General features: G+C 47.6%; 25 protein-coding genes. 6 read left to right on the plus strand and 19 right to left on the minus strand.

The window, feature by feature from the left end; genetic code table 11:
- The first annotated feature begins 1,223 nt into the window (after window positions 1-1,223).
- On the plus strand, window positions 1,224-1,679 hold the full coding sequence (locus tag J5A52_04130; GenBank protein QUB37306.1) for a hypothetical protein: 456 nt from the start codon (window positions 1,224-1,226) through the stop codon (window positions 1,677-1,679).
- Between the two features lie 322 nt (window positions 1,680-2,001).
- Here the strand turns inward: J5A52_04130 and J5A52_04135 are convergent, their stop codons facing one another.
- Together J5A52_04135 and J5A52_04140 are read right to left on the minus strand one after the other, a co-directional pair.
- Window positions 2,002-3,246 carry a S41 family peptidase gene (locus J5A52_04135; GenBank protein ID QUB37307.1) on the minus strand — a complete coding sequence of 415 codons (1,245 nt, stop codon included), beginning with the start codon at window positions 3,244-3,246 and terminating at the stop codon, window positions 2,002-2,004.
- A 61-nt stretch (window positions 3,247-3,307) separates the two neighbouring features.
- Window positions 3,308-3,997: a CHAP domain-containing protein gene (locus J5A52_04140; protein QUB37308.1), complete on the minus strand. Its 690-nt coding sequence runs from the start codon at window positions 3,995-3,997 to the stop codon at window positions 3,308-3,310.
- Between the two features lie 15 nt (window positions 3,998-4,012).
- On the opposite strand from J5A52_04140, the gene J5A52_04145 reads away from it, so the two are divergent.
- Window positions 4,013-4,228 (plus strand): GHKL domain-containing protein, encoded by a 216-nt coding sequence (locus tag J5A52_04145; protein QUB37309.1) that lies wholly within the window; start codon window positions 4,013-4,015, stop codon window positions 4,226-4,228.
- 148 nt (window positions 4,229-4,376) lie between these two features.
- The gene (locus J5A52_04150; GenBank protein QUB37310.1) at window positions 4,377-4,538 is read left to right on the plus strand and encodes a hypothetical protein; all 162 of its coding nucleotides are present in this window, start codon (window positions 4,377-4,379) and stop codon (window positions 4,536-4,538) included.
- Here the strand turns inward: J5A52_04150 and J5A52_04155 are convergent.
- The 13 genes from J5A52_04155 to serS form a co-directional block, all read right to left on the minus strand.
- Window positions 4,535-5,524 (minus strand): permease-like cell division protein FtsX, encoded by a 990-nt coding sequence (locus J5A52_04155; protein ID QUB37311.1) that lies wholly within the window; start codon window positions 5,522-5,524, stop codon window positions 4,535-4,537. The genes J5A52_04150 and J5A52_04155 overlap by 4 nt on opposite strands.
- Window positions 5,524-6,207: a cell division ATP-binding protein FtsE gene (ftsE, locus tag J5A52_04160; protein ID QUB37312.1), complete on the minus strand. Its 684-nt coding sequence runs from the start codon at window positions 6,205-6,207 to the stop codon at window positions 5,524-5,526. The genes J5A52_04155 and ftsE overlap by 1 nt, the downstream gene beginning before the upstream one ends.
- Before the next feature lie 109 nt (window positions 6,208-6,316).
- Window positions 6,317-7,105, minus strand: coding sequence for a hypothetical protein (locus J5A52_04165; GenBank protein QUB37313.1), 789 nt, complete (start codon window positions 7,103-7,105; stop codon window positions 6,317-6,319).
- A gap of 412 nt (window positions 7,106-7,517) precedes the next feature.
- Window positions 7,518-8,363, minus strand: coding sequence for a hypothetical protein (locus tag J5A52_04170; protein QUB37314.1), 846 nt, complete (start codon window positions 8,361-8,363; stop codon window positions 7,518-7,520).
- Between the two features lie 197 nt (window positions 8,364-8,560).
- Window positions 8,561-9,424 carry a KilA-N domain-containing protein gene (locus J5A52_04175; GenBank protein ID QUB38011.1) on the minus strand — a complete coding sequence of 288 codons (864 nt, stop codon included), beginning with the start codon at window positions 9,422-9,424 and terminating at the stop codon, window positions 8,561-8,563.
- Window positions 9,425-9,476: 52 nt separating this feature from the next.
- The gene (prfB, locus tag J5A52_04180; GenBank protein QUB37315.1) at window positions 9,477-10,583 is read right to left on the minus strand and encodes a peptide chain release factor 2; all 1,107 of its coding nucleotides are present in this window, start codon (window positions 10,581-10,583) and stop codon (window positions 9,477-9,479) included.
- Entirely contained in the window at window positions 10,583-11,629 is a 1,047-nt protein-coding gene (locus J5A52_04185) for a M48 family metallopeptidase (GenBank protein QUB37316.1), read from the minus strand. Before J5A52_04185 ends, prfB begins: the two co-directional genes overlap by 1 nt.
- 124 nt (window positions 11,630-11,753) lie before the next feature.
- Complete coding sequence (gene murD / locus J5A52_04190) at window positions 11,754-13,061, minus strand: UDP-N-acetylmuramoyl-L-alanine--D-glutamate ligase (GenBank protein ID QUB37317.1); 1,308 nt, start codon at window positions 13,059-13,061, stop codon at window positions 11,754-11,756.
- 72 nt (window positions 13,062-13,133) lie between these two features.
- Entirely contained in the window at window positions 13,134-14,414 is a 1,281-nt protein-coding gene (locus J5A52_04195) for an insulinase family protein (protein ID QUB37318.1), read from the minus strand.
- Between the two features lies 1 nt (window position 14,415).
- Complete coding sequence (gene secA / locus J5A52_04200; GenBank protein QUB37319.1) at window positions 14,416-17,043, minus strand: preprotein translocase subunit SecA; 2,628 nt, start codon at window positions 17,041-17,043, stop codon at window positions 14,416-14,418.
- Window positions 17,044-17,194: 151 nt separating this feature from the next.
- Window positions 17,195-17,569 carry a ribosome-associated translation inhibitor RaiA gene (raiA, locus tag J5A52_04205; GenBank protein QUB37320.1) on the minus strand — a complete coding sequence of 125 codons (375 nt, stop codon included), beginning with the start codon at window positions 17,567-17,569 and terminating at the stop codon, window positions 17,195-17,197.
- 77 nt (window positions 17,570-17,646) lie between these two features.
- A complete protein-coding gene (pyrD, locus tag J5A52_04210) occupies window positions 17,647-18,774 on the minus strand; it encodes a dihydroorotate dehydrogenase (quinone) (protein QUB37321.1) in 1,128 nt (375 codons plus the stop codon).
- Between the two features lie 3 nt (window positions 18,775-18,777).
- Window positions 18,778-20,031 carry a serine--tRNA ligase gene (gene serS / locus J5A52_04215; protein QUB37322.1) on the minus strand — a complete coding sequence of 418 codons (1,254 nt, stop codon included), beginning with the start codon at window positions 20,029-20,031 and terminating at the stop codon, window positions 18,778-18,780.
- A 150-nt stretch (window positions 20,032-20,181) separates the two neighbouring features.
- On the opposite strand from serS, the gene J5A52_04220 reads away from it, so the two are divergent.
- Window positions 20,182-20,352: a helix-turn-helix domain-containing protein gene (locus J5A52_04220; protein ID QUB37323.1), complete on the plus strand. Its 171-nt coding sequence runs from the start codon at window positions 20,182-20,184 to the stop codon at window positions 20,350-20,352.
- Between the two features lie 54 nt (window positions 20,353-20,406).
- Window positions 20,407-20,706 carry a hypothetical protein gene (locus J5A52_04225; GenBank protein ID QUB37324.1) on the plus strand — a complete coding sequence of 100 codons (300 nt, stop codon included), beginning with the start codon at window positions 20,407-20,409 and terminating at the stop codon, window positions 20,704-20,706.
- 102 nt (window positions 20,707-20,808) lie between these two features.
- On the opposite strand, the gene J5A52_04230 is transcribed toward J5A52_04225, so the two are convergent.
- The 4 genes from J5A52_04230 to J5A52_04245 form a co-directional block, all read right to left on the minus strand.
- On the minus strand, window positions 20,809-21,645 hold the full coding sequence (locus tag J5A52_04230) for an undecaprenyl-diphosphate phosphatase (GenBank protein QUB37325.1): 837 nt from the start codon (window positions 21,643-21,645) through the stop codon (window positions 20,809-20,811).
- A gap of 39 nt (window positions 21,646-21,684) precedes the next feature.
- On the minus strand, window positions 21,685-23,022 hold the full coding sequence (locus J5A52_04235; protein QUB37326.1) for a PspC domain-containing protein: 1,338 nt from the start codon (window positions 23,020-23,022) through the stop codon (window positions 21,685-21,687).
- The gene (locus J5A52_04240; protein QUB37327.1) at window positions 23,019-23,420 is read right to left on the minus strand and encodes a PadR family transcriptional regulator; all 402 of its coding nucleotides are present in this window, start codon (window positions 23,418-23,420) and stop codon (window positions 23,019-23,021) included. The genes J5A52_04235 and J5A52_04240 overlap by 4 nt, the downstream gene beginning before the upstream one ends.
- Window positions 23,421-23,577: 157 nt before the next feature.
- Window positions 23,578-25,425 carry a DUF2207 domain-containing protein gene (locus tag J5A52_04245; protein ID QUB37328.1) on the minus strand — a complete coding sequence of 616 codons (1,848 nt, stop codon included), beginning with the start codon at window positions 25,423-25,425 and terminating at the stop codon, window positions 23,578-23,580.
- Window positions 25,426-25,561: 136 nt separating this feature from the next.
- Here J5A52_04245 and J5A52_04250 point away from each other — a divergent pair, with 136 nt between their 5' ends.
- Complete coding sequence (locus J5A52_04250; GenBank protein ID QUB37329.1) at window positions 25,562-26,602, plus strand: zinc-dependent alcohol dehydrogenase family protein; 1,041 nt, start codon at window positions 25,562-25,564, stop codon at window positions 26,600-26,602.
- Window positions 26,603-26,607: the final 5 nt, after the last annotated feature.

The raw sequence follows: 26,607 nt of genomic DNA on the forward strand, positions 1-26,607 counted from the left end.
CGGCATGAAGCTAAGTCCCCGGCAGCTCTGTTCATCCTGCTCTACTGCTAGCAAACAAAACGCTCAACGGAAACGTCATACCTATTAGCTAGCGTAAGCTATACTACTGTTCGGCGCTGGTTTGCCCGATTCCGCAAGCAACTGCCTGGCAGCAGCAAGCTCGCCACCATGCTGGAGGGTGCGGTGTAAGTAGATGAAAGCTTTTAGCAAGAGGCGATCCAAACAGGGTTCACCTAAACAATCCGGAACAAGCCATCTTTAAGTAGTCGTCTTCATTATAGAACAATTCTGGGTTATTGTGTCTGTTCTCCCATTCTCTTAGTATGAGTTCTAGGTCTCTTACGCTAAAGGTTAGATCTCGGGTACATATAGCGTAAAGCTCTTTTTATAACGCTCCAAGAGATTCTCTATGCGGTTAGTGGGGTCGAAGCAGCCAATAGAATGGTTGCAGTTTTGCCATATATAGCCAAGTAGCGGCAGCTCATTGCAGCCTTTGAATCCGTCTGTTGGCGCAATGCTGCCAATCTTAACAGTATCCTTGTATAAAGCTTTCTGCCTCTGTTCTATTCCTGTATTTTATAATCTTAAGTCTAATCTGTTTGGTTTTTGGACTAATAGCGCCAATGACTAATCTTTGCCTGCCAAACCTACGCCTGCCGAAATAGCTGCCATCTACTTCAATGTCGCCTTCTAGAGCTGGTTGCGAAGCCGGAAGAGCTTGCCTCTTAAGTTTCCTTAGCCAATTACTAACAGTTGGATATGATAGGCTCAGGATATTCTTTATTTCGCCGATACTGCGCTTATGCTGCCAGCACCAGATTAAAGCATAGATTTGCCGAAAGCTAAGATTACTAAACTTAAATAGTTTAGAGTCTGCTTTAGCAGAAAACTTACGCTTGCAATGAGAGCAGTATTCGTATGCCGCTCTGAACAGCAGCCTTTTATTTCCGCATTCTCTACAAGTTAAATCTCCCCGCACCATACGGTAAAAGTTCTGATGGCACTTATATTCTGATGGCAGTTCTGTTAAACTCTTCACTAGGAACAGTCCTTTCTGTATTTAGTTGTTAGTTGATAACTACTATTTTACAGGACTGTTCCTTTTAGTTACCTATACATTTCCGCCAACCATTGCTGGGTTATTTCTGAATTGTTTGAGTGAACCGCCAAACCCCAGGGATTGTCATAACTAACGCCACCATTATATAATGGCTCACACAGTTATGAGTGAAACAATACCATCAGCATCGGATCGCGATAGAACGCCAGAACATGGAGATGTTCTAGATTATGTTGCACACGGAATGGGCGCTCTAGCAGTCTATGTAGTTTGCCCATGCTGCCAAAGAGAGTCGTCTCAAACCTTTAACTCAACAGCATCTCATCAGGACGCGAGACAAGAGAGTGCAGCAGATATGTCGTACGCAGTAGTGCCAGAGCCTACCAGCGTTGGTGATGACGGAGAAACGAAGACGTCATCCCCCGTTGTACTGAAAGACGTTGATCGCAATCAGCTATCAAAAGATATTGCCCTCGTCCGTAAGGGGCTTGCTAAAGCAAGTGAACTTCCTCCAATGTACCGTCTGTGGCGTAAGGCTATAGAGGAAAGTGATGCAACATTCGTCGACGATCCTCCTATCGTCCCATGGTTTGTTGATGAAAACGGGATTCCATGTTGATCAGGGTCTTATGCGCATTGAAACTATCGTCCCGTTGAGTATTTTTATAAAAGCTCAAGGTTCTAGGCACGATTTATCAGGAAGAGGACTATACGTTGCGCGCCCTTACATTTTACCCAACGAGTGGCGACTTTCTATTCTCTGTGGACTCAGCGTAGTTGCTATGAGGTGTGTTATTCAGTTGTCTAATACTGAACAAAGCTTAGCTCCTGTGGAGTGGAGATAGATATTCTAGCTAAACGTCATATGAGAAAGCTCTATAACGTATACTAACTCTATCAACTACAAGACTTATGTAAAGACCCATTAACATACCTACGGCTTACGCTTGTTCCAGGTTAGTTGACTGTACCGGCGCTAATGCCGCCTGGGCTGCCTCCATTTGGGTATCTTTTTCGGCATTTGCGTCGTCTTTCGTAATATGAATCGTCTTATCCGGTGTAATGCCTTCTTTCGTAATATTTTTACCCTTTGGAGTGTACCAACGCGCCGTCGTTACCTTGAGAATACGCCCACCCGACAGATTAACGATTTTCTGAACCGTACCTTTGCCGTATGTTTTTTCGCCAATCAATGTCGCCTTACCATATTCCTGCAGCGCGCCTGCGACAATTTCACTCGCGCTAGCCGTATTGCCATTCGTTAGAACAACCGTTTTCATATTGCCAAGCAGCGCACGCTGCTCTGTTTTTACTGTATCAACCATTTTACCGCCCGTTTTCTCCGTCACAACGACTTGATTATTCAGCCATACACCAGCAAGCGCCTGCGCCGCTGTTAAATATCCGCCGCCATTATCGCGCAGATCAAGAATAGCACCTTTAACATGCTTATCAATAAATTCCTGCGCCGCACGCCGAGCTAATGTACCCGTCTGTTCATCAAACCGAGAAATCGTCATCACACCAACGCTATTAACAACATCCCAGCGCACGCTCGGATCATTTACCTGCGCGCGCGTGATAGCGTATTCTTGCTTCGTCTCGCCGCGCCGCACGCCGAGCTTCACTGTCGTACCGGCATCGCCGCGAACTTTACCAGCAACATCTGCCGCCGTTTTGCCGTTCATCGACTCGCCATTCACAGATACGAACACATCGCCTTTTTGTAACCCCGCTTTTGCCGCCGGAGAGTCGTTGATAACACGCAAAACCGTTGGCTGATTATTCCGCACGCCAATCTCTGCGCCAATCCCTGTTAAATCGCCGTTCAGACTTTCCTGAAACTCCGCCGCTTCCTTTCCATCCATAAACACCGTATGCTTGTCGCCGGCTGCTTCAACCATGCCACGCGCCGCACCATCAGATAGCTTCGACGCATCAAGCTCACCATCGTAATTACTCACCAATTCGCGATACGTTTCTTTAAGTATCGACACGTCAAGATCGCGCTGAGCAACTTTCACGCCAAATACCGGCGCAACAATCCGATACAGTTCATCGCTTCGTGTTCCCGCTACAAATGCGACAACCACCGCAAGCGTCAGCGACGCCGCAAACACTGAGCGCGACACACCACGCCGTACATTCTTTTTTGAGCCTGTCTGCTCATCCCCCTCTGCAGTCATAAGCATTATTATAGCGCACTCCTAGCGCGTGCGCTATATATTCTGAATAGATCCTGTAGGCTTAAAAGTAGATATACGTCAAACCAGCTGCTGAGCGCGAATAGTGATGATACCGACCCCAACCAAGCCCATCGGAGTTGTTATTGTAGTCGCTGACCGTAATTGTACCGTCGCTATTCACCGCCTCAACATACATCGCATGTCCATACACGCCGACATATTGAATCGCAACCGAGCCGGCTTTTGGTGTTGAACCATTTGTAATACCGTAGCGCGCTGTCGTTGACGGCCACTGGTTAGCATTGCCAGCACCGCCAAAGTGCGGCACGAAACGCCCCGTGCTTGCGACTTTCCACGCCGTATAACTCACGCACTCGCGGTTGTATAAGCCCCAGCTATCGACAATTGTGTCTTGCTCGGCATCCGCCCATACCGACGGATAGCCGCCTCCGCTCGCTGAGCCCGAGCCAATGTTAATGTTATAGCGCCGTGCCGCCGCTGCCATTGCCGCCGCTTGCTGCGCGCGCAAACTCTCAATTTCGCTTGAACGCTGGCTTACAAGCGCCTGATATGCAGATTCCTGCCCTTTTGTCTCTTCAACAAGCTTTGCCTGCTCCGCCTCTTTTGCGGCAAGCGACTGCTTTTGTGCCTCTTGGTCTTTAATAACGTTTTCGACATCTTTTTTCTGCTTTTCGAGCTGTGTCTTGAGCTTGTTAATCTGCTTAATCGTATTGCTTAAGCTCTCTTGCATAGACGAGCGGTACTCTTGCTTATCAACATAATCACCAATGCTATTGCTGCTCGCAAGCATCTCAAGCGGCGAAATCGAATCGTCCACATACATATCAGCAATGATGTCGCCAAGTGCATCTTTCGTATCAGCAATCTTTTTCTTGGTCGACACGATATCTTGGTCAAGCTTATCGCGCTTAGCTTGGCTCTGCGAAATTTGCCGCTGCAGTTCAGTTCTTTGTGCCGTTAACTTGTCGAGCTCCGCCTGCAAGTTGCCCGCCAACACACCTAAAGCAGATGCCTGCTGCTTATAGTTGTCAGACTCCGATTGTAACTGCTTAATTTGCTCATCGTATTGATCAGCGAACACTCGCCCTACAAGCATAAAAGGAGTTGCCGTGCCCATCAAAACGGCTGCCGCCACAAGCGCCGAGCGCGTGACGATGCCTTTTGACGAAACTGGTGTGGTGGACCGTTGTTTCATTACCTCTAATGTATCAAAGCATAACCACCATGTCAAGCGCGGAATCTGCCGTATCGTACTAGAAGCAATAACCTAAATCTTCAGATACCGACGCGTTGCAAGCGCCGATGAAATAACACCAATCAGCGCGCCAAGCCCAATCATCACAAGCAGTACCACCCCTAAATACATTGTCAACGCATTTGTAGTATTCGCCGTTGCGATCCCATACGACTGTAATTTTCCGCTCGCTGCCACAAACAGCGACACGCCGATCGTCGCCGCCAGTACCGCTGCGATACAGCCGTATACCACTGCCTCGACGAGAAACGGTCCGCGAATGAAACTTTTTTCGGCACCGATTAACTTCATCATTTCGATTTCATCCTTGCGGTTAAAAATCGCCATACGAATCGTATTAAACACAATCAGCGACGAAATCACGACAAACAAAATACTTGCCGCCAGCCCCGCACGCTGTGCAAAATTTGCCCACCGGCCAATGTTTTCAATCGCGTTGCGCCGCGAGCCAGCAAACGACGGTGCACGGTTCGGACTAATAATAGGCTTCAGCTCTTTGTTCTCCTTCACGAATCCATCAAGCTGAGTCGTATCGTTAATGTTTTTTAGATTGATACGAATAACTGCTGGCAACTTGTTTGTCGCTTGGCTAATCGCTTCAAGCACATCTTGGTCAGTTTTATTATTTTGCGCGTTCTGCGCGCGCGCCTGTTCCGACGAGATAAACGTGACATCTTCAACGTTCGACAGCTGCCTCAGCGCATGTATTACCGGCTTCGCCTGCTGTTCGGTTGTACCCGTCCTAAGATAAATTGACATATCAACTTTTTTACTTAGCTCCGCCACCGAATCGGCGAGCACATTGCTCGCAATTACCGTCGCAAAGATAATAAGCAATGTAATTGTCATTACTGCTGTTGCCGCCACCGTCAGCCAAGCGTTGCGCGTAAAGTTATTGATACCATAACGGCACATACGTACAAACGTCAGCCACTGCCGGCGGTGACGCTTTTGCTGTGCGAGTGCGCGCGTATTTTTCTTTGCTTTTACCGATTTTGCCATTACTGTTTATAGCTCCCCTGCGCCTGGTCGCTCGTGATCTTGCCGTGATCAATCGTGATCACGCGCCGTTTCAACCGGTTTACGATCTCAACATTATGCGTCGTTAAGAGTACCGTCGTACCATAACGATTGATTTTTTCTAGCAAGCGAACGATGTCCCAGCTATGCCTCGGGTCAAGATTCCCTGTCGGCTCGTCGGCAATCAGAATCTTCGGCTGGCGCACTACCGCCCGCGCAATTGCCACCCGCTGGCGCTCGCCGCCCGACAACTGATGCGGGAACTGTTTTTCTTTACCTTTTAATCCTACAAGGTCAATTACCTTTGGCACCGTGTTTCGGATTTCACGATTCGTCATACCGGCAATCTCCAGTGCAAATGCCACATTTTCAAACACTGTCCGCTGCGGCAACAGCTTGAAATCCTGAAATACGACGCCAATTTTGCGGCGCAGCAGCGGCACATGCTTGTCCTTCAGCGTGTCATAATCAATACCGCCAACGACAATCTTGCCGCTCGTCGGTTTCTCTTCGCGTGTCAATAACTTTAATAGCGTGCTTTTACCGGCACCGCTCGTCCCGACGATAATCACAAATTCCTTCGGCTCAACATGCAAGCTCACCCGATTCAACGCCGGCTTCGCGTTCTTGCCGTACGACTTCGTCACCCTATCCAACAGAATCATACATAATCAGTATAGCAGGTACGCATTCAGCAAGCAAAAAACGTCCCGACTATCAGGTCGAGACGTTTTGCTCTAAGCCGCTTCCTATTTCCTACAGCCCATATCGGCGTTACTTAGTCTTTCCGCTATGCTTGTCCTTATTATTGTAGTCTTTTAGGTAGCTTGACTCAACGACCACATCAAGGACTTTTCTCGTCTGCTCCCGGCTTTGGATTGGGTACTTCTTATCTAGTAGACTCTTGTCATTTGTTGCACCATCTGGTTTAATTGTGTACATGTTAGTGAAAGCTTCCACTGAGTTACCCGTTATATCTACACCGTAATCAACGTGCTCATACCCACGGCTTTCACCTTGGGAAGCATGCGTAAGCGTTGTAGACTCCTTATCTAGCAATGATAGTATATCTCGCGTTGAATATATCCCCTCTCTACCCTTTTGAAATCCTTCTACTACAGTAAAGTCGAGGTTTGTGTATGATTCTATTTGAGCCTGCATCTCTTTTTTTTGTGTTTCACTAAGGTTGTCGCGTTTGATATTATCATATTTCTTCATATCACTCAACGAGCTCTCCATTACCTCAAGATTGACAAAGGCGCTTTTCCCGTCTTCGCTCTCATTATAGCGAAGCCATACCAGCCTTGAACCGCCCTCATATTTCCTGTCGTAATAGGTTATCTGTTCATATCCATTGCGGTATCTAGATGCACCCGATTCCTCGACATCCTTGATCGTCTCTCTTACTGTTTCTTTTGCCGTCTGGTTTACCGCTTCAAGCTCTTCCGGTGACAGCTCAAGCGTCCCTGAATCAGCCTCCGCTGTTTTTTCAGTTTCCGTTGCTTGAGCGCTGACGCTATAGCTGTCTTGAGAACCGCTCTCCGTAGGCGATGATTCTCCCATAAACATGCCTGCTCCGAAAGCAGAAGCTGCAATTGTACCGATAGCAGCAAGGCGGCGAAGCCTACCGCTACCCTTACGCCGATTATGATTGCTACTGTTTAACTCATGCCGTCTAGCTCGCATTGTAAATTTTTACCTTTCTGTCTTTATATTACTATGGCTCTTATAATACTCTCTCTCTCTTAATTTGTCAAGTGTTTATAGAACAATTTTGTAATATACACAACTATACAGCATAGTTCCTAGAATTGCTCTTCCCTAACGCATCCCGTCTATTCCGCTCAGCAAAAGCAACATTACTTACTTACTTAACATCCCATAACACGAAGTGCAAACCTCATCCTAGAGACACTTTAGTAGCACAATCTACATTGCGTTTTGTATCGTGCTTTTTAATCGAAACGTACTCCCATCAAGATGATGGCGAATTTTTTACATCCAAGCGATTATGAATATACTTCGTTAGCCTATTGATTTCATCGGCACCAACAACTCTCCGATTACTTCTATTAGCCCTCCTTTTACGACCATCTTCCCCGATTTTTATTTCAAACGAAAAGCGCTCAACTGCATGCCCTTCATCAAGCTTATCCTCACTATCCTTAAGTGAATACTCAACAAAACTACCGTCATTCTGGCGAACAACAACCCGTCTCTCATTTTCACCCGGTTCGCCAGAGGTCTCAAGGGCAAAACCAACATATCTATCATCGCCCTCTCTTGGAGGCAGGGTTACGCTAGCCTGCAGCCACCCGTCATCTAGTTCCTCTATATTCCTTCTGGATCGCAACGTTTTATCGCTACACACCTCATTAAATAATTTTCGGAACCTGTCACTTGCCCACAATGCTTCTCTAGAGCAAACTTCACCTTTTTGATAGAGTTCAACAAACTCCGCCAGTTCATCAATTTCTTTCGGATCGACAACAACACGCTCCTGACCACTGAACATAATTTCGCTCGTATTATTGTCGCGCGCATTTGGCCTAAGCCCTGTACATGTACGGCACACAACTTGATCTGTATCATTATCAACAAAGTAAACTATCCCTTCCTCGTTTGCATCAAGAACAACAATATGCTTGTTGCGGTAGTCGCCTGCGCACGGATTAAAGATCTCTTTTCTAGAACAACTATGATCACAAATAAGAGTGATAGACGCACCGCTCTCTTCTACCTTAAGTCTTGAATAAACTTGTCTATTCGCATCCCCCTGTGGGCTAGGGCTATCCTTATGATCTTGCGACGTTCTATTCACGCCATTCCTAAAAAGCATACCTTTAAAAAGGCGAACGTTAAATGTATCAAGAACGTTTTTCATCTTCTCACCGCGACCGTAGCCGATATGTTGGCTTATCTCCCATAACTCCTGTTCACTAATCCTCTAGTTATACTACTTACGTCTATTTAATTCATTAAGACCGTTTCTTATTGTACTATATATTTTATAATACGTCAATCATGCGTACTTGAAGGTACATTAGCCTCATTGTCCCTCTTTGGCTTATCCTCCAAGCTCTTAATTCCATTGTCATTAAGTTTTTCAAGTGATAGTAGTTGTATCCTAGCAAGATTTCTAAGTTCAGTCATTCTTTCTTTTTGATCCACCCCTTTACCAATAAGGATTGCATTATAGCTTTCCATATTCGCTAGTATTAATAGTTCATTAAGGCTTGCATAGTCTCTCATGTTTCCTTTTAGATCAGGATTTTCTTCACGCCACTGTTTTGCTCTTTTATTGAATAAGGCGACATTGAGTATATCTGCTTCGCTTGCGTATTTATAAGATAACTGTTCGTTGGTAAGATCCTTTAATAGGTATTCTTTGATTGCGTCTGTGTGGATTTTATAGTTAATCTTAGAGAGCTCTCTATTTAGATTCCAACTTAATGATAGTCTTGAGTTTTCATCTAACTTAAGTCTTTTATAATCTTGGATGATGTATAGCTTAAATTCTGGTGAAATCCATGAGGCAAATTCCATTGCTATATCAGGATGAGCAAATGTTCCTCCTCCTCGTCCTGATTTAGAGACTATACCTATTGCATTTGTCTTTTCAATCCATCTTTGTGGAGATAAAGTAAATGCATTTGTTCCCGCTTCTTTCCTAAAGGAGTCGAATTCGACCCCTTTAAAATCTGGATTATGAATAGTCTCCCACAGCCCAAGGAACTCAATTATATCTCTTACCCTTAACCAATTTTTTACAACATCTTTAGGTTCATGTGCATTTTTATATCTTGCAATATCTGTAAGACTGATGTAGTCGTTCTTAAAGTCTTCGGTATATATTTGAATGGTAAAACCTTTTGCTTCAATTGTTTCTTTTTTTTGCTTTGGGCATGTTAATCTCCTTCATGCTACACTTTTGTTAGATGTTACTGCTGTTAGTGTGCGCGGAATCTACAGTCCAAGTCAAATACGCACTCATAAATCCGTCCAACTTACCATCCAATACTGCCGTAGCATCGCGATCCTCGTATTTCGTGCGCGTATCTTTCACAAGGGTATATGGATGCAATACATAATTACGTATTTGCGCACCCCAGCTTGCTGATTCGCCCGCACGCAAATCAGCAAGCGTCTCCGCGTGCTGCTCAAGTTGCATCTGTGCTAAGCGGCTTTTCAGGATCTTAAGCGCTGTTTCCTTATTCTGGATTTGGCTGCGTTCATTCTGAATCGCCACCACGATCCCTGTCGGGATATGCGTAATGCGCACAGCGCTATCAGTCGTATTCACGCCCTGTCCGCCATTCCCGCCGCTGCGGTAGATATCGATACGCAAATCTTTATCAGCAATCTGCACTTCATCTGGAGCGGCAATTTCCGGCATAATCTCAACCAACGCAAAACTGGTTTGCCGCAGATTATCAGCATTAAACGGGCTAAGACGCACTAAACGGTGTACGCCATGCTCGCTTTTCAGCCAACCGTAAGCGTATGGTCCACGCATAATGTACGTTGCATTCTTAATCCCTGCTTCATCCCCTGCCGAACGCTCTACGAGCTCAACGTGCATATCATGCTTTTCTGCCCAGCGCAAATACATACGCTCAAGCATTTCCGTCCAATCTTGCGCATCAGTGCCACCTGCGCCGCTGCTTAGTTTTACAATCGCCGCATAGTCATCATACTCGCCCTGGAACAACAAATCGCGACGGCGATTCGCATACTCCGCTTCAAGCGCGCTAATCTGCTCGTCAAACTCAGCTATCATTGAATCATCGCCTAAGTCCATCAATTCAACAATATCGTTTGTTTGCGAACGCAATACCTGCCACGGTTCGATCTGGGCACGTAACGCCGCCGATTCGCGCGACAACTGCTGTGCGCGCTCAACGTTCGCCCACACGTTGCTATCGGCAAGTTGGCGGTCAATTGCGGCTAGCTCTTTTGCTTTTGCGTCAATATATAGCGTTTCGTACGCACTGTGAATCTGCTCTGACAAGTCGCTCGCGCGCTTTTTTAACGGTTGCATTAGGCTTCTGACGCATCATCGTCTTTTGACGATTCCTGCTGATTGTTACGTTTACGCGGCGGTACAGGCGGCTTCGGTATTTGAGTTGAAACCGTCGACGACTGCGACGTCGCCTCTCCATCTGGCGCAGATTGAGCAGGAACGGCAGATGTTGTTTGAACAGGTTGCGCCTGTGCCGCATGAAACGCTGCATCCCAATAATCTACTTGGCTTAAGCGTCGCACTAAATACGGATGATCGCTAAACGTCTGCGCAAAATGATTCATCGGGCGTTCAGCCTTATATTGCAGCCATTGGCGTGCAACATCATTCATGTCTTTTGCCACATCAGGACCGACATGCACTTTAATAAGCGCGTTCTTTACAAGTGCCGCATCACCGATGTACGCCAACGCTAAACGGTCAGCAGTAAACTCAGTCCGGCGACACCAAAATCCCGCGATCCAATTACCAGCCATATTGATGATTGGCGTGATCAAAAACGGCATCAAATATACTGACGCATCAGTATGCTTGTATTTAATGTGTGCCATTTCATGGACAACGATAACTTTCAACTCGTCTTCTGTTAAGTAACGAATTGAGCCCGAGTGCAGTACAATTGCGTACGGACGCGCAAATCCAAACGCATACGCATTAATCACCGGATTCTGTGTAATAAAAATCTCAACCTGCGGCATTTCTAAGTCTGCCGCAACTTCATTTGACCAATCACGCAGCCAGGCATATGCACTGTACTGCACCTCAAGCGAGTTACCAAGCATCTGCTGACGCATCATACGGGTCGAAAACATACCGATACCCAACGAGGCTGCTAAAAATATACAGCCGAGTATAAGCGCAACAACAAAACCAATAGCACCTCCCAGGAATGTAACACTACCAAGTCGCTTAACAACTTCGTCGAAATAACTGTAAATAAAGTACCCAAATGTCAACAAAAAGAAAATGCTAAATACCACACCCAACACGACGTTGTCGCTTGTCATGCGTGCACGCTCAACGGCAATCTTCCCTTTTGTGTACTGATACGGCTGTTGCTGCATTAACCAATAGCTCCTCTGTCCGCGGACACCCCGCGCATCAATAGTTGATAACCTCAAAGCTCGCGCTTACTTCTTTTAGTATAGCAATATCGCCGCCCCGTGACAATTGCTCTTATGCCCATTGCTACAGCGCTTGTACAGCCGCAACAAACTGATCGCCGCGATCATTATATGAAGTAAACTGATCAAAACTCGCCGCTGCCGGACACAAAATAACTACATCGCCCGCCTGCGCAGCTGTCGCTGCAGTGCGCACGACCTCTGCCATTGGAACCTTTCCTTTGACAATCAGGTTGGTTTGTGGCGCAACGCTGTATATCGTCTGAGCAATTTTTTCAGCATTTGAGCCCATCAATATGACAACGCGCATATTGCTGCGTGCAATTTCTTTAGCGAGCGCCGTATAGTCGCCGCCTTTATCGTGTCCGCCCAGAATCAAAACTTTCGGCTGCATAAATGCACCGATCGCCGCGATAGCGCTTCCTGGCGTTGTTGCGATACTGTCGTCATAATACGTCACACCGCTCTTTTCAGCAACACGCTTCAAACGATGTGGCAATCCCGTAAATGAACGTAACCCGTAGTAATATACTTCTGGCGAAATACCTGGAAATGCCATCGCAGCAGCACTCATTGCCGCGCATGCATTATCAAGATTGTAACCGCCCGGTAACTGCACCGCATCGGTTGGGCATACCTGGCGATTCTGCGACATAAAATACACGCCGTCGGCATACACCTGATAATCATCAGGGATACCGTAACGGTACGCCCGCCCATCGCCACCCGACGTGAGTGCAATTTGCTGCGAATAAATATTTGTCGGATGGTATATTGTAATATCATTTGCTTGCTGATAGCGGCAGATATTTGACTTTGCATCGATATACTCATCAAATGTACGATGAACATCCAGATGATCCGGCTCAATCATCAGGACAACCGCAATGTGCGGCGATCGCTCCAAATCCCACAACTGAAAACTGCTCAGCTCATAAATCACTACATCGTGCGGCGCGATCTGCGGCAACACATCAAGTCCCGGAGTACCGATATTACCAACCGTATATACCGTTTTACCTGCCTGGCGCGCAATTGCCGCGATCATGCTGCACACTGTTCCTTTGCCTTTTGTTCCCGTCACGCCAATAATTGGCGCCGGACATTCAGCAAAAAACTCATTCGTCGCCGACCAAATTTTACCTAGCGTATGAATACGATATGGCGCAATGCTTGGTGTACGGATCACCAAATTAACGTCATTTAGCCGTTCCGAAAAAACATTCGTACCAGTATGTACAATTATATCATCAGCCGGATTTTTTATATCATTCTGATCAACAATCAAAAACTCAGCGCGCGGATACTTGCGCCGGAAATACTTTAAACTTGATCGCCCTTCGACGCCATACCCTGCAATCGCAATCTTCATATTGCTATTTTATCAGAAACCATAAGCGCTTCGCTAAAAATGGAGCATTCATCATGTCGAAATTCTGTATATTTACTTAAATAACGTCTCAAGCTTATTGTTAATTCGCACAATATCGTCCTTCACGCCGCTACTAACGCCTGCAAATACCCAGGTATTTGCATCAATAAACTCACGCGCCGTACGCAGCATACGCTCGCGCGAAACGTTACGGATTTCGTCCGGCACGTGATCGTAATTCCTCACGAAACCATCGCCGAAATAGCGCCCGCGGTAAAAATTACTAATCTGCGCAACCGTTTGCGCACCCATCTGATAGCGCCCTAATGCGTATGATTTTGCGGCATTAATTTCATTTTCGGTAATCTCGCCGTTTAGTACTGCCCTAACTTCACGCACAATAATGTCAAATAACTCGTCGGCCGTTTCTAAATTAACCTGCCCGCCAAAGTCCCAGCCGCTATCGTAAAATCCTGTTGATGTCTCGCTAAACATGCCATATGCTAAGCCTTTCTTGCGCGCGGCACCAAAAATACGCGAGTGCATCGTACCAGTTAAGATGTGGTTCAGACATGCCATCGCTTCATCTTCATCGTCATCTAACTCACGCGGCAGCGCCATACTCCAGCCGAAGGTCAGATTACTCGCTTCTTTGCGATGAATCAAGGTCGGGCCAGCCTTCCTTAACTCATCGCGCGGCACGTCAAAGCGTTTGCCCCGCGGAAGTTCCCACGCTTCAAGCATGCGCTGGATATGCGCCTTACGCCCATGCAGGTTTCCGGCAATGACAAAACGCATGTTATCACTTGTATGCGTCAATGCATGATGATGGCGGATATGCCGAAGCGTGACATTATCTATCAGCCGCAAACGCTGTCGAAACGTATAAATATCATCGCCCATCAGCTGCTGGATTTTTGGCCACAATACATACCCATTATTGTTCAAATAGCCTGTAAGCTCGCTGCGCACATTACCCTTTTCAGCATCAAGTTCCTCTTGCTTGAATCGCGGCTGGCAAATTGCGACTTGCTGCAAGCGCAGGATCCGTTCCCATTCAAAATCCGCGCATTCCGCCACATACACCATCGACAAATCACTTGTCATCGCGTTATGATAAGCGCCATTCTTGGTAAATTCTGCTTCATAGGCATGTTCATTCGCAAACTGCGCGTTCGCGCCAAATGCCATATGCTCCATAATGTGCGCTGTTTCATATACAGTTTTATCGCCAACATAGCGGTTACCAGCACGAAAATGAAAGCGGAAACTCATCACCGTCGCACCTGGTACATCAATCAACAATCCGCGCGCGCCATTTGCTAAGCGCACCTCTGATACAGTATGTTTCATCTTATCGCCTCTTCTTACGATTTTGGCGCTGCGCCTTTTTCTTCTTGCGCGCAGCGTTACGTTTACGGTTAACATCAGCGTTAGTTTTCGCAGTTTTTGTTTTAGTGAAATCACGGTCGCGATTCTCTTCACCACCGGTAATCTCGTTCACACCATGCTCAACTGATGTCTCTGCAAGTTTAGTCAACTCAGTCTCATGATCATCGTCAACTGATTCGCGGCTGATCGCGTCGGTCGGGCGCACATGATAAATCGCCCGCAGTACTTCGTCGCGTAACGTCGCCTGCAAACTGTCAAACAACTTCTGCGACTCGCTACGGTACTCAACCAACGGATCACGCTGCCCAACACTACGCCAGTGAATACCCTCGCGCAAGTGCTGCATATTTTCTAGGTGCTGCATCCACAAGGTGTCAAGCACCTGAAGATACACTTCGCGCTCAATCCGGCGAATCAGATCTTCGCCCATTTCCGATTCTTTCTCGGCATACAGTTTTTGCGCCGCCTCAAGCGCCATATCGCGCCGTACGCGATCCTTTTTGGTCGCGCCAATCTTCTTAATCTCTTCTGGATCAAGTGGAATAATCTCTTCAAATTCCTCGGCAAACTTCGGGTTATTCTTAGCGGGTACATCTGTTAGCTCAGCCACCTTAACGCCAAGCAACCGCTGGATTTCCGGTTTGATATTATCGCCCTCAAGAATCTTGCGCCGCATCGTATAGACAACCTTGCGGTGACGATTAATCACATTGTCGTACTGAACAACGTTTTTGCGCGTATCAAAGTTATAGCCTTCGACACGTTTTTGCGCCGCCTCAAGCGTCTTCGACACGGCTTTGTTTTGAATCGCCGTCTCTTCGTCAACACCCAAGCGCTCCATAAGTGCCGCAATACGTTCGCCCTGGAAGATTCGCATCAAGTCGTCCTCGGTTGATACGTAAAACTGCGTATCACCCGGATCGCCTTGGCGGCCGCCGCGTCCACGCAGCTGGTTGTCGATGCGGCGTGATTCGTGACGCTCACTGCCAATCACTACGAGTCCACCAAGCTCTTTTACGCCTTCGCCAAGCTTAATATCAGTACCGCGCCCAGCAATATTTGTCGCAAGTGTAATCGCGCCTTTCTCGCCTGCCCGCGCAATAATCTCTGCTTCATGCTCATTATTTTTTGCATTGAGAATCTCGTATTTAATTCCTTCTTTATCTAGATAATCGGCGATCATCTCATTTTTAGCAATACTCCCCGAGCCAACGAGCACAGGACGACCCTCAGCATGGTATTCCTTAATCGCTTGCGCCACCGCTTTTAACTTACCTTTTTCAGTTTTGTAGATCAGATCCTCGTGATCTTTGCGAGCAATTGGTTTATTCGGCGGTACGACCACGACGTCAAGTGAATAAATTTGTTGAAACTCTTCAGCTTCAGTAAAGGCCGTACCTGTCATGCCGCTCAATTTCTTATATAATCGGAAGTAATTTTGAAACGAAATTGTCGCGAGCGTCATGCTTTCTTGCAGTACCGGTACGCCTTCTTTCGCCTCAATCGCCTGATGCAATCCTTCGTTGTAGCGGTTACCCTGTTTCAAACGACCGGTATGCTCGTCAACGATAATCACTTCGCCATCATTTGTCACTACATAGTCTTTGTCGCGATGGAATAATGTTTGCGCACGCAAGGCCTGATCCATATGATACACACTACGCACATACTCCGGCGTGTACAAGTTTTTTATGCCAAGCATCTTCTGAACTTTCTCAACGCCCTGGTCGCTCAGTGCCACTTGCTTATGCTTTTCCTCAAGCGTATAGTCGTCAGGCGTCAATTGCGCCGCAATTTTTGCGAACTGATAATAGCTATCCGGGTTCTCAGCGGCTGGCGCGCTAATGATAAGCGGCGTACGCGCTTCGTCGATCAAAATTGAGTCAACCTCGTCGACGATCGCAAAATTAAGTTCACGTTGGCGCACAAGCCCGATTTCGTTCACCATGTTATCGCGCAAATAATCAAACCCAAATTCATTATTCGTCCCGTATGTGATATCCGCCTCGTAAGCCTCTTTGCGCGTACAGGGGCGCAGCTTTTTCATGCGCAGGTCAGTGTGATGCTCGTTATCGTATTCACGATCATACAAAAACGACGCGTCGTTGATAATAACACCCGTCGTCATGCCAAGCGCGTCATAGATCTGCCCCATCCAGCCGGCGTCGCGCTGCGCCAGGTAATCGTTCACCGTCACGATATGAACACCCTTGCCTTCAAGCGCGTTCAAGTACGCCGCCAGCGTTGACATGAGCGTTTTTCCTTCGCCAGTCTTTAGCTCAGCGACGTTACCCTCGTGCAACACCATGCTACCGATCAACTGTACATCGTAATGCCGCTCGCCGATCACACGGTCGGACATTTCGCGCACCACCGCAAACGCATCCGGCAAGATCGCATCAAGTGTTACGTGCTTTTTCTTAAGTTCTTTGCGCAGCACATCGGTCTGCGTCGCCAACTCGTCAGTTGACATTTTTTTATACTTTGAACCAAGCTTATTAATCTCGTCAACCTTTTTTTGTAGACGCTTCAAAATCCGCTTCTGCGGATCGCCGAACACCTTTGTCAACGCTTTGTCTCTCGTAACCATTCAAACCCTCTCCATTTGCTAGCTAGTTCAGAAAATCTACGCTTTATTATACTATTGAACGCAGTATAAATAAAGGGTTACCAAAAGAAAAAACAGCTCGAAACGCTAGCCAGCACACGAGCTGTTTTGTAATCGCCGCAAGAGCAAGCCTTTACGCTTCGCGGTCGTAACTGCGCTTAAACCGCGCCAAAAGTCCGCGCCGCCCAACATGCGGCACGCGGTCTTCTTTATATTTGCGCAGCTGCGCTGCTAATTTCTGCTCAACAATATCGGTCGCAGCAAGCACATTAACCGTCGAGTCTTTTGCCTTTATTGTTTTATCCGGCACAGTCAAAACCGCTTCAACCTCATACTTATTGCCGTGGTCGCGATTAACTTCCTCAACTTTTACGACAGCGCTAATTGTTTTGCGAGCATGACGCGTAACAAGTCTATCAAGTGCGCCAATTTTTTTGCGAATATATTTTTTGGTTGGCTCATCAGGAGTATAGCCCCTGATACCGGCTACTTCGACATCTGCGATCATTTCCAAGATCCTTTCGTTTAACCGTTAGTATGCCTTTAGTATAGCATGATTTTATGGCGAGAATACGCAGTAAATATTTATGAGCGATGCGCCGATCCAATCGCCTCAGTTATTGTCGCAAAGCCATCGCGGTCAAGCAGCTTTACAAGCCCTTCGTTAATCTCACCCACAACCTGCGGCCCCTCAAACATGAGCGCCGTTACCATCGCGACCAAGCTTGCGCCGGCACAGATTTTTTCATAGGCATCAACCGCTGTAAACACGCCGCCAACACCGATAATCACGAACCGATCACGGTACGCTTCGTATGTTTTATAAATCAGCTCTGTCGTAATTTTCTGCGCCGGCAATCCGCTCAAGTTGCCTTTTACGTCGCTGCTGAGTCCGTCCGGATGTTTTAACTTCGCTCGATTTTTTACCAAATTTCCAATCGTTAGCCCGGCAACGCGATGACTATCTATAACACGCAGCAGCGCTTTAAACTGCGTCCACGATTTATCGGTCGGCAATTTGATAAACACTGGTTTTGTCAGGTGCAATTCGTCAATCGCTGAAAGCAGTTTTTCTAACCGTACCGGCGTTGTGAATGGTTCACCACCGTACGTATTCGGACAGCTGACGTTTACCTCGTACAGCGGTGCAACGTTTTCCCTCTCAAGTAACCGCAAACTTTCGCAATAATCGTTAATCGCCTCGTCATCCGTCGCCGTCTGCGGCGAATTTGTTTTTGCAACTGATACGCTCAATGGAAAATCACGCCATAATTTCTGAGGGTACGAATGAATACGCTCAATATTACGCTCGATCCCATTGTTTGCCAGTCCAACATTAACGACAATAGACTTCTCGCTCGGCAGCCGTTTAAACCACGGACGCGGATTACCGGCGCACACACGAGCCGTCGTCGAACCGCCAATCTCAAATCCCAGCCCAATTCGTTTTGCAATTGGCGGTAAATCAAAATTCTTATCAAGCCCTGCCGACATGCCGATCGGATTTTTGAAGCGAATCCCGAGAAGTTCCTGCTCTAACCGCAGGTTTTGGTAGCGCCATACATTCAGCACGCCAGTGAGCCGTGCTTTTTGCAGTCCACGCGCCGCCATAATCATATGCGCATGGGCTTTATCCGGATGCTCGCGGAATAATAACGGCTTCGCGACATGCCTGTAGCCCTGCCGACTCAGTTTGCGAATCGCCCGTTTCACTACCTAAATTTCCTCGCGGTTGCCCATATATGGTCGAAGTACTTCAGGAATGCACAGTTTGCCATCCGCTGTTTGGCAATTCTCTAGAATTGCCACCAAGCTCCGCGCTAAGCTTACTGCCGTACCATTCAGCGAATGCGCCGTATCAAGCGAACCGTCAGCGCGCCGCACACGAATGTTCAGGCTATGCGTCTGAAAATCCGTACAATTTGAACAGCTCGTTAACTCACGGTACATACCGTCAACCGGCGACCAGTATTCAATGTCATACTTTTTAAATGCCGGCGCGCCTAAGTCTCCTGCCGCAATATTCACGACATGGTACGGAATGCCGATAGCTTGCCAAATTTCTTCTTCAAGCGATAAAATCTTTTCGTGCATATCAAGCGATTGCTCGGGCGTACAAAAGATATACATCTCTAGCTTATTAAACTGGTGAACACGGAACAATCCGCGCGCATGTTTGCCGTACGCGCCTGCTTCTTTGCGATAACACGGACTATAGCCGACGTAATAAAGCGGCATTTTTTTCTCGTCAATTATATCATCGGCATGATACCCGGTAAGCGGCATTTCTGCTGTACCAATCAGCGTCAGGTCCTCGCCTTCAACAAAATATTGGTCGTCGCTCACATTCCCCTTCGGCGCGAACCCTGCGCCTTCAGCGGTGCGCGAATTTACCATGTGCGGCACCGTCATATAGGTAAAGCCTTTCGCGATTAGAAAATTAAGCGCGAATTGTGTCACCGCGTTTTCAAGTAGAGCCAAATCGCCTTTTAGATAATAAAATTTCGCACCGGCAACCTTCGCGCCGCGTTCAAAGTCAACCCAACCGCGTTTCGTCGCATAATCTAGGTGGTCAACCGCACCTGTTGGCTGCTCGCCCCAGCGTTTAAATTCCACGCTATCGGCTTCGCCGCCGAGCGGAACATCATCAGCGGTTACGTTCGGCACAGTCTTGATCGATGCTATGCATTCAGTATCGACCTTTTTTAGGTGCTCCTCAAGCTCAACAAGTTCGGTTTTTATCTGCTTACCCTGATCAATCAATGTTTGCTCTGGTTGCCCGTTCTTCATTTTTGCAGCGATTTCGTTCCGCTTCTGACGTAACTCGTCAACTTGCCGCTGTAACGTTCGCCGCGAATCATCCAACTCTAGCAACTGCGCAATTGAAACTTGATACCCCTTTTGCGTCGCCGCTGTCTGTACGCGCTCCGCATTCTCTCTGATAAACCGAATATCTAACATACTTTTCATTTTACCATAGTACATACCAGCAGCAGGTAATGTACAAGCTCAAAAACCTCCTAGACTCCTCCCGCTAAAGCATTAATCTCGTAAGGGGCGAGTGGAGGGTATAAAAAAATGAGACCGGCTAAGTCTCTCCAAAAAGGGTATATTGTTGCTATGAAATACTACACCAATATACCCGTATCTATTAAAGCTGTAACCGAATTTCGCGTCAAGGTGCTGGAGCATAAGGCAAAGTACGGTATCAAGTCCACTATGGATGCTTTCTCGGTTAGCCGCAGCACCGTCTATGCTTGGCAGAAGCGATACTTGGCGTCTAGAAAATAACACGCAGCGCCAAGGAGTCGTTCCACAATCACAGCACTTTCAAAAAGGATTTTTATGCCAGTACTAAGCAAAACAATTCTCACAAATCTAGGAATTAACTTAAGCGACGAAGCTTTTACCTCCCTCTCCGAGCACTTTGAAGAAACGCTTGATACGCGAGTGTTTGACGAGATCGCCTACGAGCTGTCGCCTGAACAAGCGCGTGAACTTGCCTCAATGAGAGATGCAAACGATAATGAAATCGTGCAATGGCTGCAAACAAACGTACCGGACTTTGCAGATATTGTCTCCGACGAAGTCGACATCCTGCTCGGCGAAATTGCTGAGAATAGTGAAAATATCACCAGTAACTAGACTCAGGTCAAACAACCCTCAACTATAAAGGCAGAGATCAGTGACTAAAATTCTAACTCTCTGCCTTTTTAATTTTAACGGATATAACTAATCTTACGCTAATTACACCGCAGTGATTACACCGCTCGCGAGCAATGCAATCACTAATCCGCCAAGTATCACGCGATACCAAATAAACGCCGAGAAATTATTATGAGCAACATATTTCAACAGCCATGCGATGACAGCATAACCAACAACAGCCGATACAGCCGTCGCAAGCAGTGTATTTCCCCACCCCACGCCAGCCGCGATATGCTTGTGCTCAGTAACCGCTTGCAGCGCACCCGCCGCTACAAGCGCTGGAATACCAAGAAAGAAACTTAGTTTTGTTACCGCTACACGATCAAAACCGCGTAATAGACCAGCAGAAATTGTCGCACCAGAACGGCTCACACCAGGAATCAACGCTAGACATTGCGCTATGCCAATGATCAATGTGTCGCGCCACGTTGTATCAGTTTCAGTGCGCTTTGTTCGACCATACATATCTGCTAGCCACATCACAACACTCCAGCCAATCAGTGCAAACGCAACAAACCACAGACTGCGCAGTACCGTCTCAATTTCATCCTTAAAAGCTAGACCGACAACTGCAATTGGTACTGAGCCAATGATAATCGCCCAGCCATACGCATAATCAAATTTGCGCCGAGCACGCCCCCACCATAAACCACGCCACCATGCGCTTAGCACGCGCCAAATATCGTTCCAAAAGTATACAACCGCAGCGGCAATCGCACCGATTTGTATCACCGCAGTGAACGCCGTTAGGCTCGCGTCGTTCAGGTTCATGCCCATCAGTTTTTCAACAATCGTTAAATGGCCTGTTGAGGAAACTGGCAAAAACTCCGTAATGCCCTCAACGATACCTAGGATAATCGCTTGCCACCACGCCACAACTAAAACTGCCTCTTCATTTCACGTATTATAACCAAATTACTCGGCAAGTTCAAATTGATTCGTATCACCCGTAACAATATCGACTGGACCGTAGAATACAACGCGCGCCCAATTAAAGTCGCCGCCGCACAACATGCCAGTGCGCGAGCCAAGCAGAAATACTGCGCCAGCAGAGCCATTTACGCACCGACTATTGGATTTATGGCTGACGTTAACATATAATACGTCGCCCTGCCGATCAAATTTGACCTCCGGCTTTTCTACGCCTTTCAGATCCATGTAGTGCAACTCGGCGCGCGTCGGTTCACTTGATTTTTTATACTGCAGACCAAGGTGCATAGCGTCATCTTTCATTCTGATAGATTTCACGCCTGTCATATCTGGCAAATCTAATTTAACCACTCTTGTTAAGCGTTTTACATCGCGCGGCAATTCCGCGCTCACTTGTAGTCCAAATATTGCCGTGCTTGAAACCGCGAGCGAGCCAACAATCAGCGCCGCCAGCATGCTCAGTACCACCGATCGGCGTGCCCGCCATGTTAGTGCCATCGCTGCAAACAGACCGCATAACAGTACGAGCGCTACACCGCCGATAATCAGCGAAATCAGCATACCCAGCACATACGGCTGTGCCGCGAAGCTGTCGAGCAGCCCGATAATTGAGAAACCAGACCAACCGCCAACGACAAGGGCAATCAGGAAGCCTGCCATCATTATTAACGCAATCACACCTGTCGTGATGCCAATACACTTTCTCGCGATCTCGCTACCATTACTAACAATATCCCGACCTGTTATCTCGCCCATTGAAAAATTCTTCAGGCTGTCCAGCGTCACTGGTTCACCGCGCATCTGTAATTTATCGGCCGCTGTTTTCGCTTCGGGAACCACGAGCCATAATACAATATAGGCAAGCACTGCCGTGCCAAACGACACAAATAATAATCCGACCGCGATCAGCCGCACTAGCACAACATCAATACCAAAATATGCCGCCAAACCGCTGCATACGCCGCCGAGTACACCCTGCTGCGTATCGCGCATAAGGCGTTTCTGCGATTTACGGCGCGTATCATTTGGAGATTCTGTGGCTTCGTCCGATGACTCGCGCGTTTCGCCATTTTCTGAGAACTCTTTTGGATCGCCCATTTGCGTTTTCAATGCATTGACGTCATCAAGCGAAATAACACCGTCTTTTGCGACGCCGCGCTCCGCTAGCAGCTCAACCATGCGCGCCTCAATTTCCCGCATCGCCTCTGGCTCGGCTTGCATCGTTTTTTCGATCGCAGCCAGATACCCTTCAAGTGCTTTTTTCGCATCAACTTCTATGCTGTACGGCGTTTTCGCCAAGTGCATTCTAGTAACTTCTTTCACGACTTCGCTCCTTTCTCTAGCGTTTTTAGCGTCGAGCTTAGCGTTCTAATACGCTGTTTTAGTTCAATCATAACGTGCTGCCCATATTCCGTGAGAGCATAGTACTTGCGCGGCGGTCCCTGCTCGCTTTCCTGCCAATCGTAGCGCAATAATCCATCACGCTGCAGCCGCCCGAGGAGCGGATAAATCGTTCCCTCTACCACGACGAGCTCTGCCTGATGTAGTCGCTTGACGAGATCGCCGGTATAATGTGGCTGCTGCGCGCAAATCACAAGCACGCAATACGCCAAAAATCCTTTGCGCAATTGCGTCGCAAGCTGATCGGCGTAGCTTTCTGCGCTTTTAGTTGGCTGCGGCGGCTGGTTGACTGCGCCGCTAGAATCTGCATTTTGATCCATGCATACTCCTTTCGTTATCATTCGAAGATTATCTTCGTTAGTTCTATGTTATACAAAGTATTATAAAAAGTCAAGCAACATCGCCTCCTTGCTGTTCTAGCCTGCTAGCGTTATTACCTTTTTAACTCAATCTTAATTTACGCTCACCTAAGCAAGATTACCAGCCGCCGACGCCGCCTCCCCCGCCGCCGCCGCCAGAAAATCCGCCGCCCGATGAACCGCCAGAGGTTGATGACGAACTAGCGTTGCTTATCATGCTGCTTACGCCAATTTCCGAAAAATCCGATGTCAATTGAGAAAGTACTGCGATATTTGCGCCGAGCGATATGCCATCTGCAGTTATCCAATCTGGCGACTCGCTCATCTCTTCATACAACCGCCCAAGCCGTTTATTCCACTCTCGTTCGCAGCCAAAGACGATCGCGTACGGCAAGCAGCGTTCGTATAGCCGCACTAGCGCACCATTATCGCTCGCCACATCGCCTACTTTGTCCGCCCCTTCCGGACTTTGCAGCATACGCAGCTGGTCGGCTTCGGCGGCATTGATATACAGCTTTAATCCCCGCAAATAGCGTTTTAATTCTTCACCCTGCGCGCTCAGCCGGTTCTGTGCGCGGCGCGACATAATAGCTGCAATAGTAATATTCAAAATAGCAGCACCAGCACACGCTGCGGCTGCTAGAAACGAAACAGTTCCGCCTTCAGCATCATCGCCCAATAGCCATAGTATTATGAAAAATATCGCAGTAATAGATGTCAATGATGTAACCAGCCACGTCGTATATAGTGATATTTCTTTGCGGTTATATAAGAATAACTCGCCCCGCTTTATTTGACGGCATGACGACAAAAACCGCGACGATACAGAGTAGCTCTTCTGCTTAATTTGCGTAAATGTCCGCTCCGTCCCCACGGCTGGATCATTGCCGAATATTACTGCAGCGAGAGTTTGTTCATATTTACTCGTGTCTATAAACGATTTTTTTGTCACAAGCATATAATCATGCTTACCTGTGCCTGTTTGACGAATTTCGATAATGTGACGCACCGCCCAATCAACCACTTGCGCCGACAGCGCCTTACCGAGATTTGGCCACTTCAAGATCGCTATTGACTCAACAACAGAGCGTCCGGCAGGCGGAACGTATTCTGGCGCAACCGGCTGCCGCCGGATCGCGTTTGCCTGTGCTAGTTCTTTCATAAATTTCTTTTTCTGCTCATGCGAACAGAATAATAGCACAACAATACCCACGCTAAACATAGCTGCTGCTCCGATCGCAATGATATTTGGCAACTGTTCGCGTAATGATGGCTGGTACGCAGCAAACGTTCCCGGTTCAAACCCAAGTGCAATTGTCACACCTTGATACCGCTCAAGATTGTTTACGTGCAGCGAATACTCCGTGCCCGAAACTGTCGACTCGCATGTATTTTTTGCTTGCAGCGCACCATAATAGCACTGTAGGTTTGTTTTTACCTTGCCGGCAAGTGCTATATCCAATTTAAGCGTTACTGTTGCCGTTGCTACTGGTACAGGAGAATCTGTTCCAATTGCGTTCCAATAGAATTCGTCTTTTTGTGTATCGCTATAGTATCTTGTAACGTCGCGCTGTGTGTAAGTGATGACGTATGTCTTCACTCCGCTGACATACGCGTTTTTATTGCCGACACGGAGCATGTTGCCACTCTGATAATACTCAAGGTCAACACCATGTTCGTCTTTCACTGACTCTAATGCGAAATTCATCGCGTGCCCATCGTATTTCTTCACAAATTGACGCGTAATACCGTGATTTTGGTCTGGCGGGAAATCTGCGGTAATCGTTTCGATCGTTTTAAGTGTTGAACGATTATTGCGGTCGCGCCCCAGCTCTAATCGCACGTTGTAATTTGTAATCGTAAAGTTGTTTGTATCGCTCGTATTACTGCGCGCCGCCATCGCGCTGCTCGCGCCTAACAGCGCAATCATCACTGCGACAATACTACCGAAGATCGCCCGCTTCATATGCTTAAGTATACTATCGAATGATCAGCCAACCAAATAACAGAACAAGCGCGCCGCGCCTCTAAAAATATTTGCGCGCGTCAATCCCTTACCATAAGAGTTATAATAGATATTAGTAGCTAAGAGGAGGAAATCCATGAAAGCAGCAATTTTCAAACAACCAGGCTTAGTCGTTTGCGAAAATATTGACAAGCCAACAATACAACAGCCGACCGATGCGATCATTCGGGTGGTGCGAACGTGCGTGTGCGGCAGCGACCTATGGTTTTATCGCGGTATTAGCGAAATGCCGAGTGGCAGCCAAGTCGGACACGAAGGCATTGGCGTTGTCGATCAAGTCGGTGAAGACGTCAAAAATTTCAAGCCAGGCGATTTCGTTATTATCCCGTTTGGACTAAGCGACGGTACTTGCGCAAATTGCCGCGCCGGACATCAGACCAACTGCCTACATGGCACTTGGTATCACACCGGGCAAAGCGAATATTCATACGTACCGCTCGCTGACGGATCGCTGTATAAAATCCCCGACGGTAACTATTCCGACGAACAGCTCGCTTCTATTCTCACTGTTAGCGACGTCATGGGAACTGGCTATCATGCCGCGATCATGGCGCGCGTTAAGCCAGGCGACACCGTAGCAGTCGTTGGTGATGGTGCGGTGGGACTATGCGGCGTGATTGCATCCAAAATGTTGGGAGCTAAGAGGATCATCCTGATGAGTCGACACGACGACCGCCAAGCTCTGGGCAGAGAGTTCGGCGCCACCGACATCGTGGCTGAGCGCGGCGAGGAAGGAGAAGCTAAAGTTAAGGCTTTAACAGAGGAGAATGTCGGCGTCGATGCAGTACTTGAATGTGTCGGCAGTGACACCTCAGTACAAACCGCCATCGCCATCGCTCGTCCCGGCGCCACCGTCGGTAGCGTCGGCGTACCACACGGCGTGACTATTCCCTTCGCTGACATTTTCTTCCGCAGCGTCGGCATTCACGGCGGTCCAGCCCCAACCCGCGCTTATGCACCGCTCCTCCTTAACGCCGTACTGAAGGGCGATATCAATCCTGGGAGAGTTTTCACTTGCACCACTACACTAGACAATATCAACGAAGCCTACCAAAAAATGGATCAGCGTCAAACTATAAAGTCGCTTTTGAAAATCAGTGAAGTATCACCAACTTAATTAGT

This window comes from TM7 phylum sp. oral taxon 349 (assembly GCA_018127705.1).
In the GTDB taxonomy this organism is placed as follows: Bacteria; Patescibacteriota; Saccharimonadia; order Saccharimonadales; family Saccharimonadaceae; genus Saccharimonas.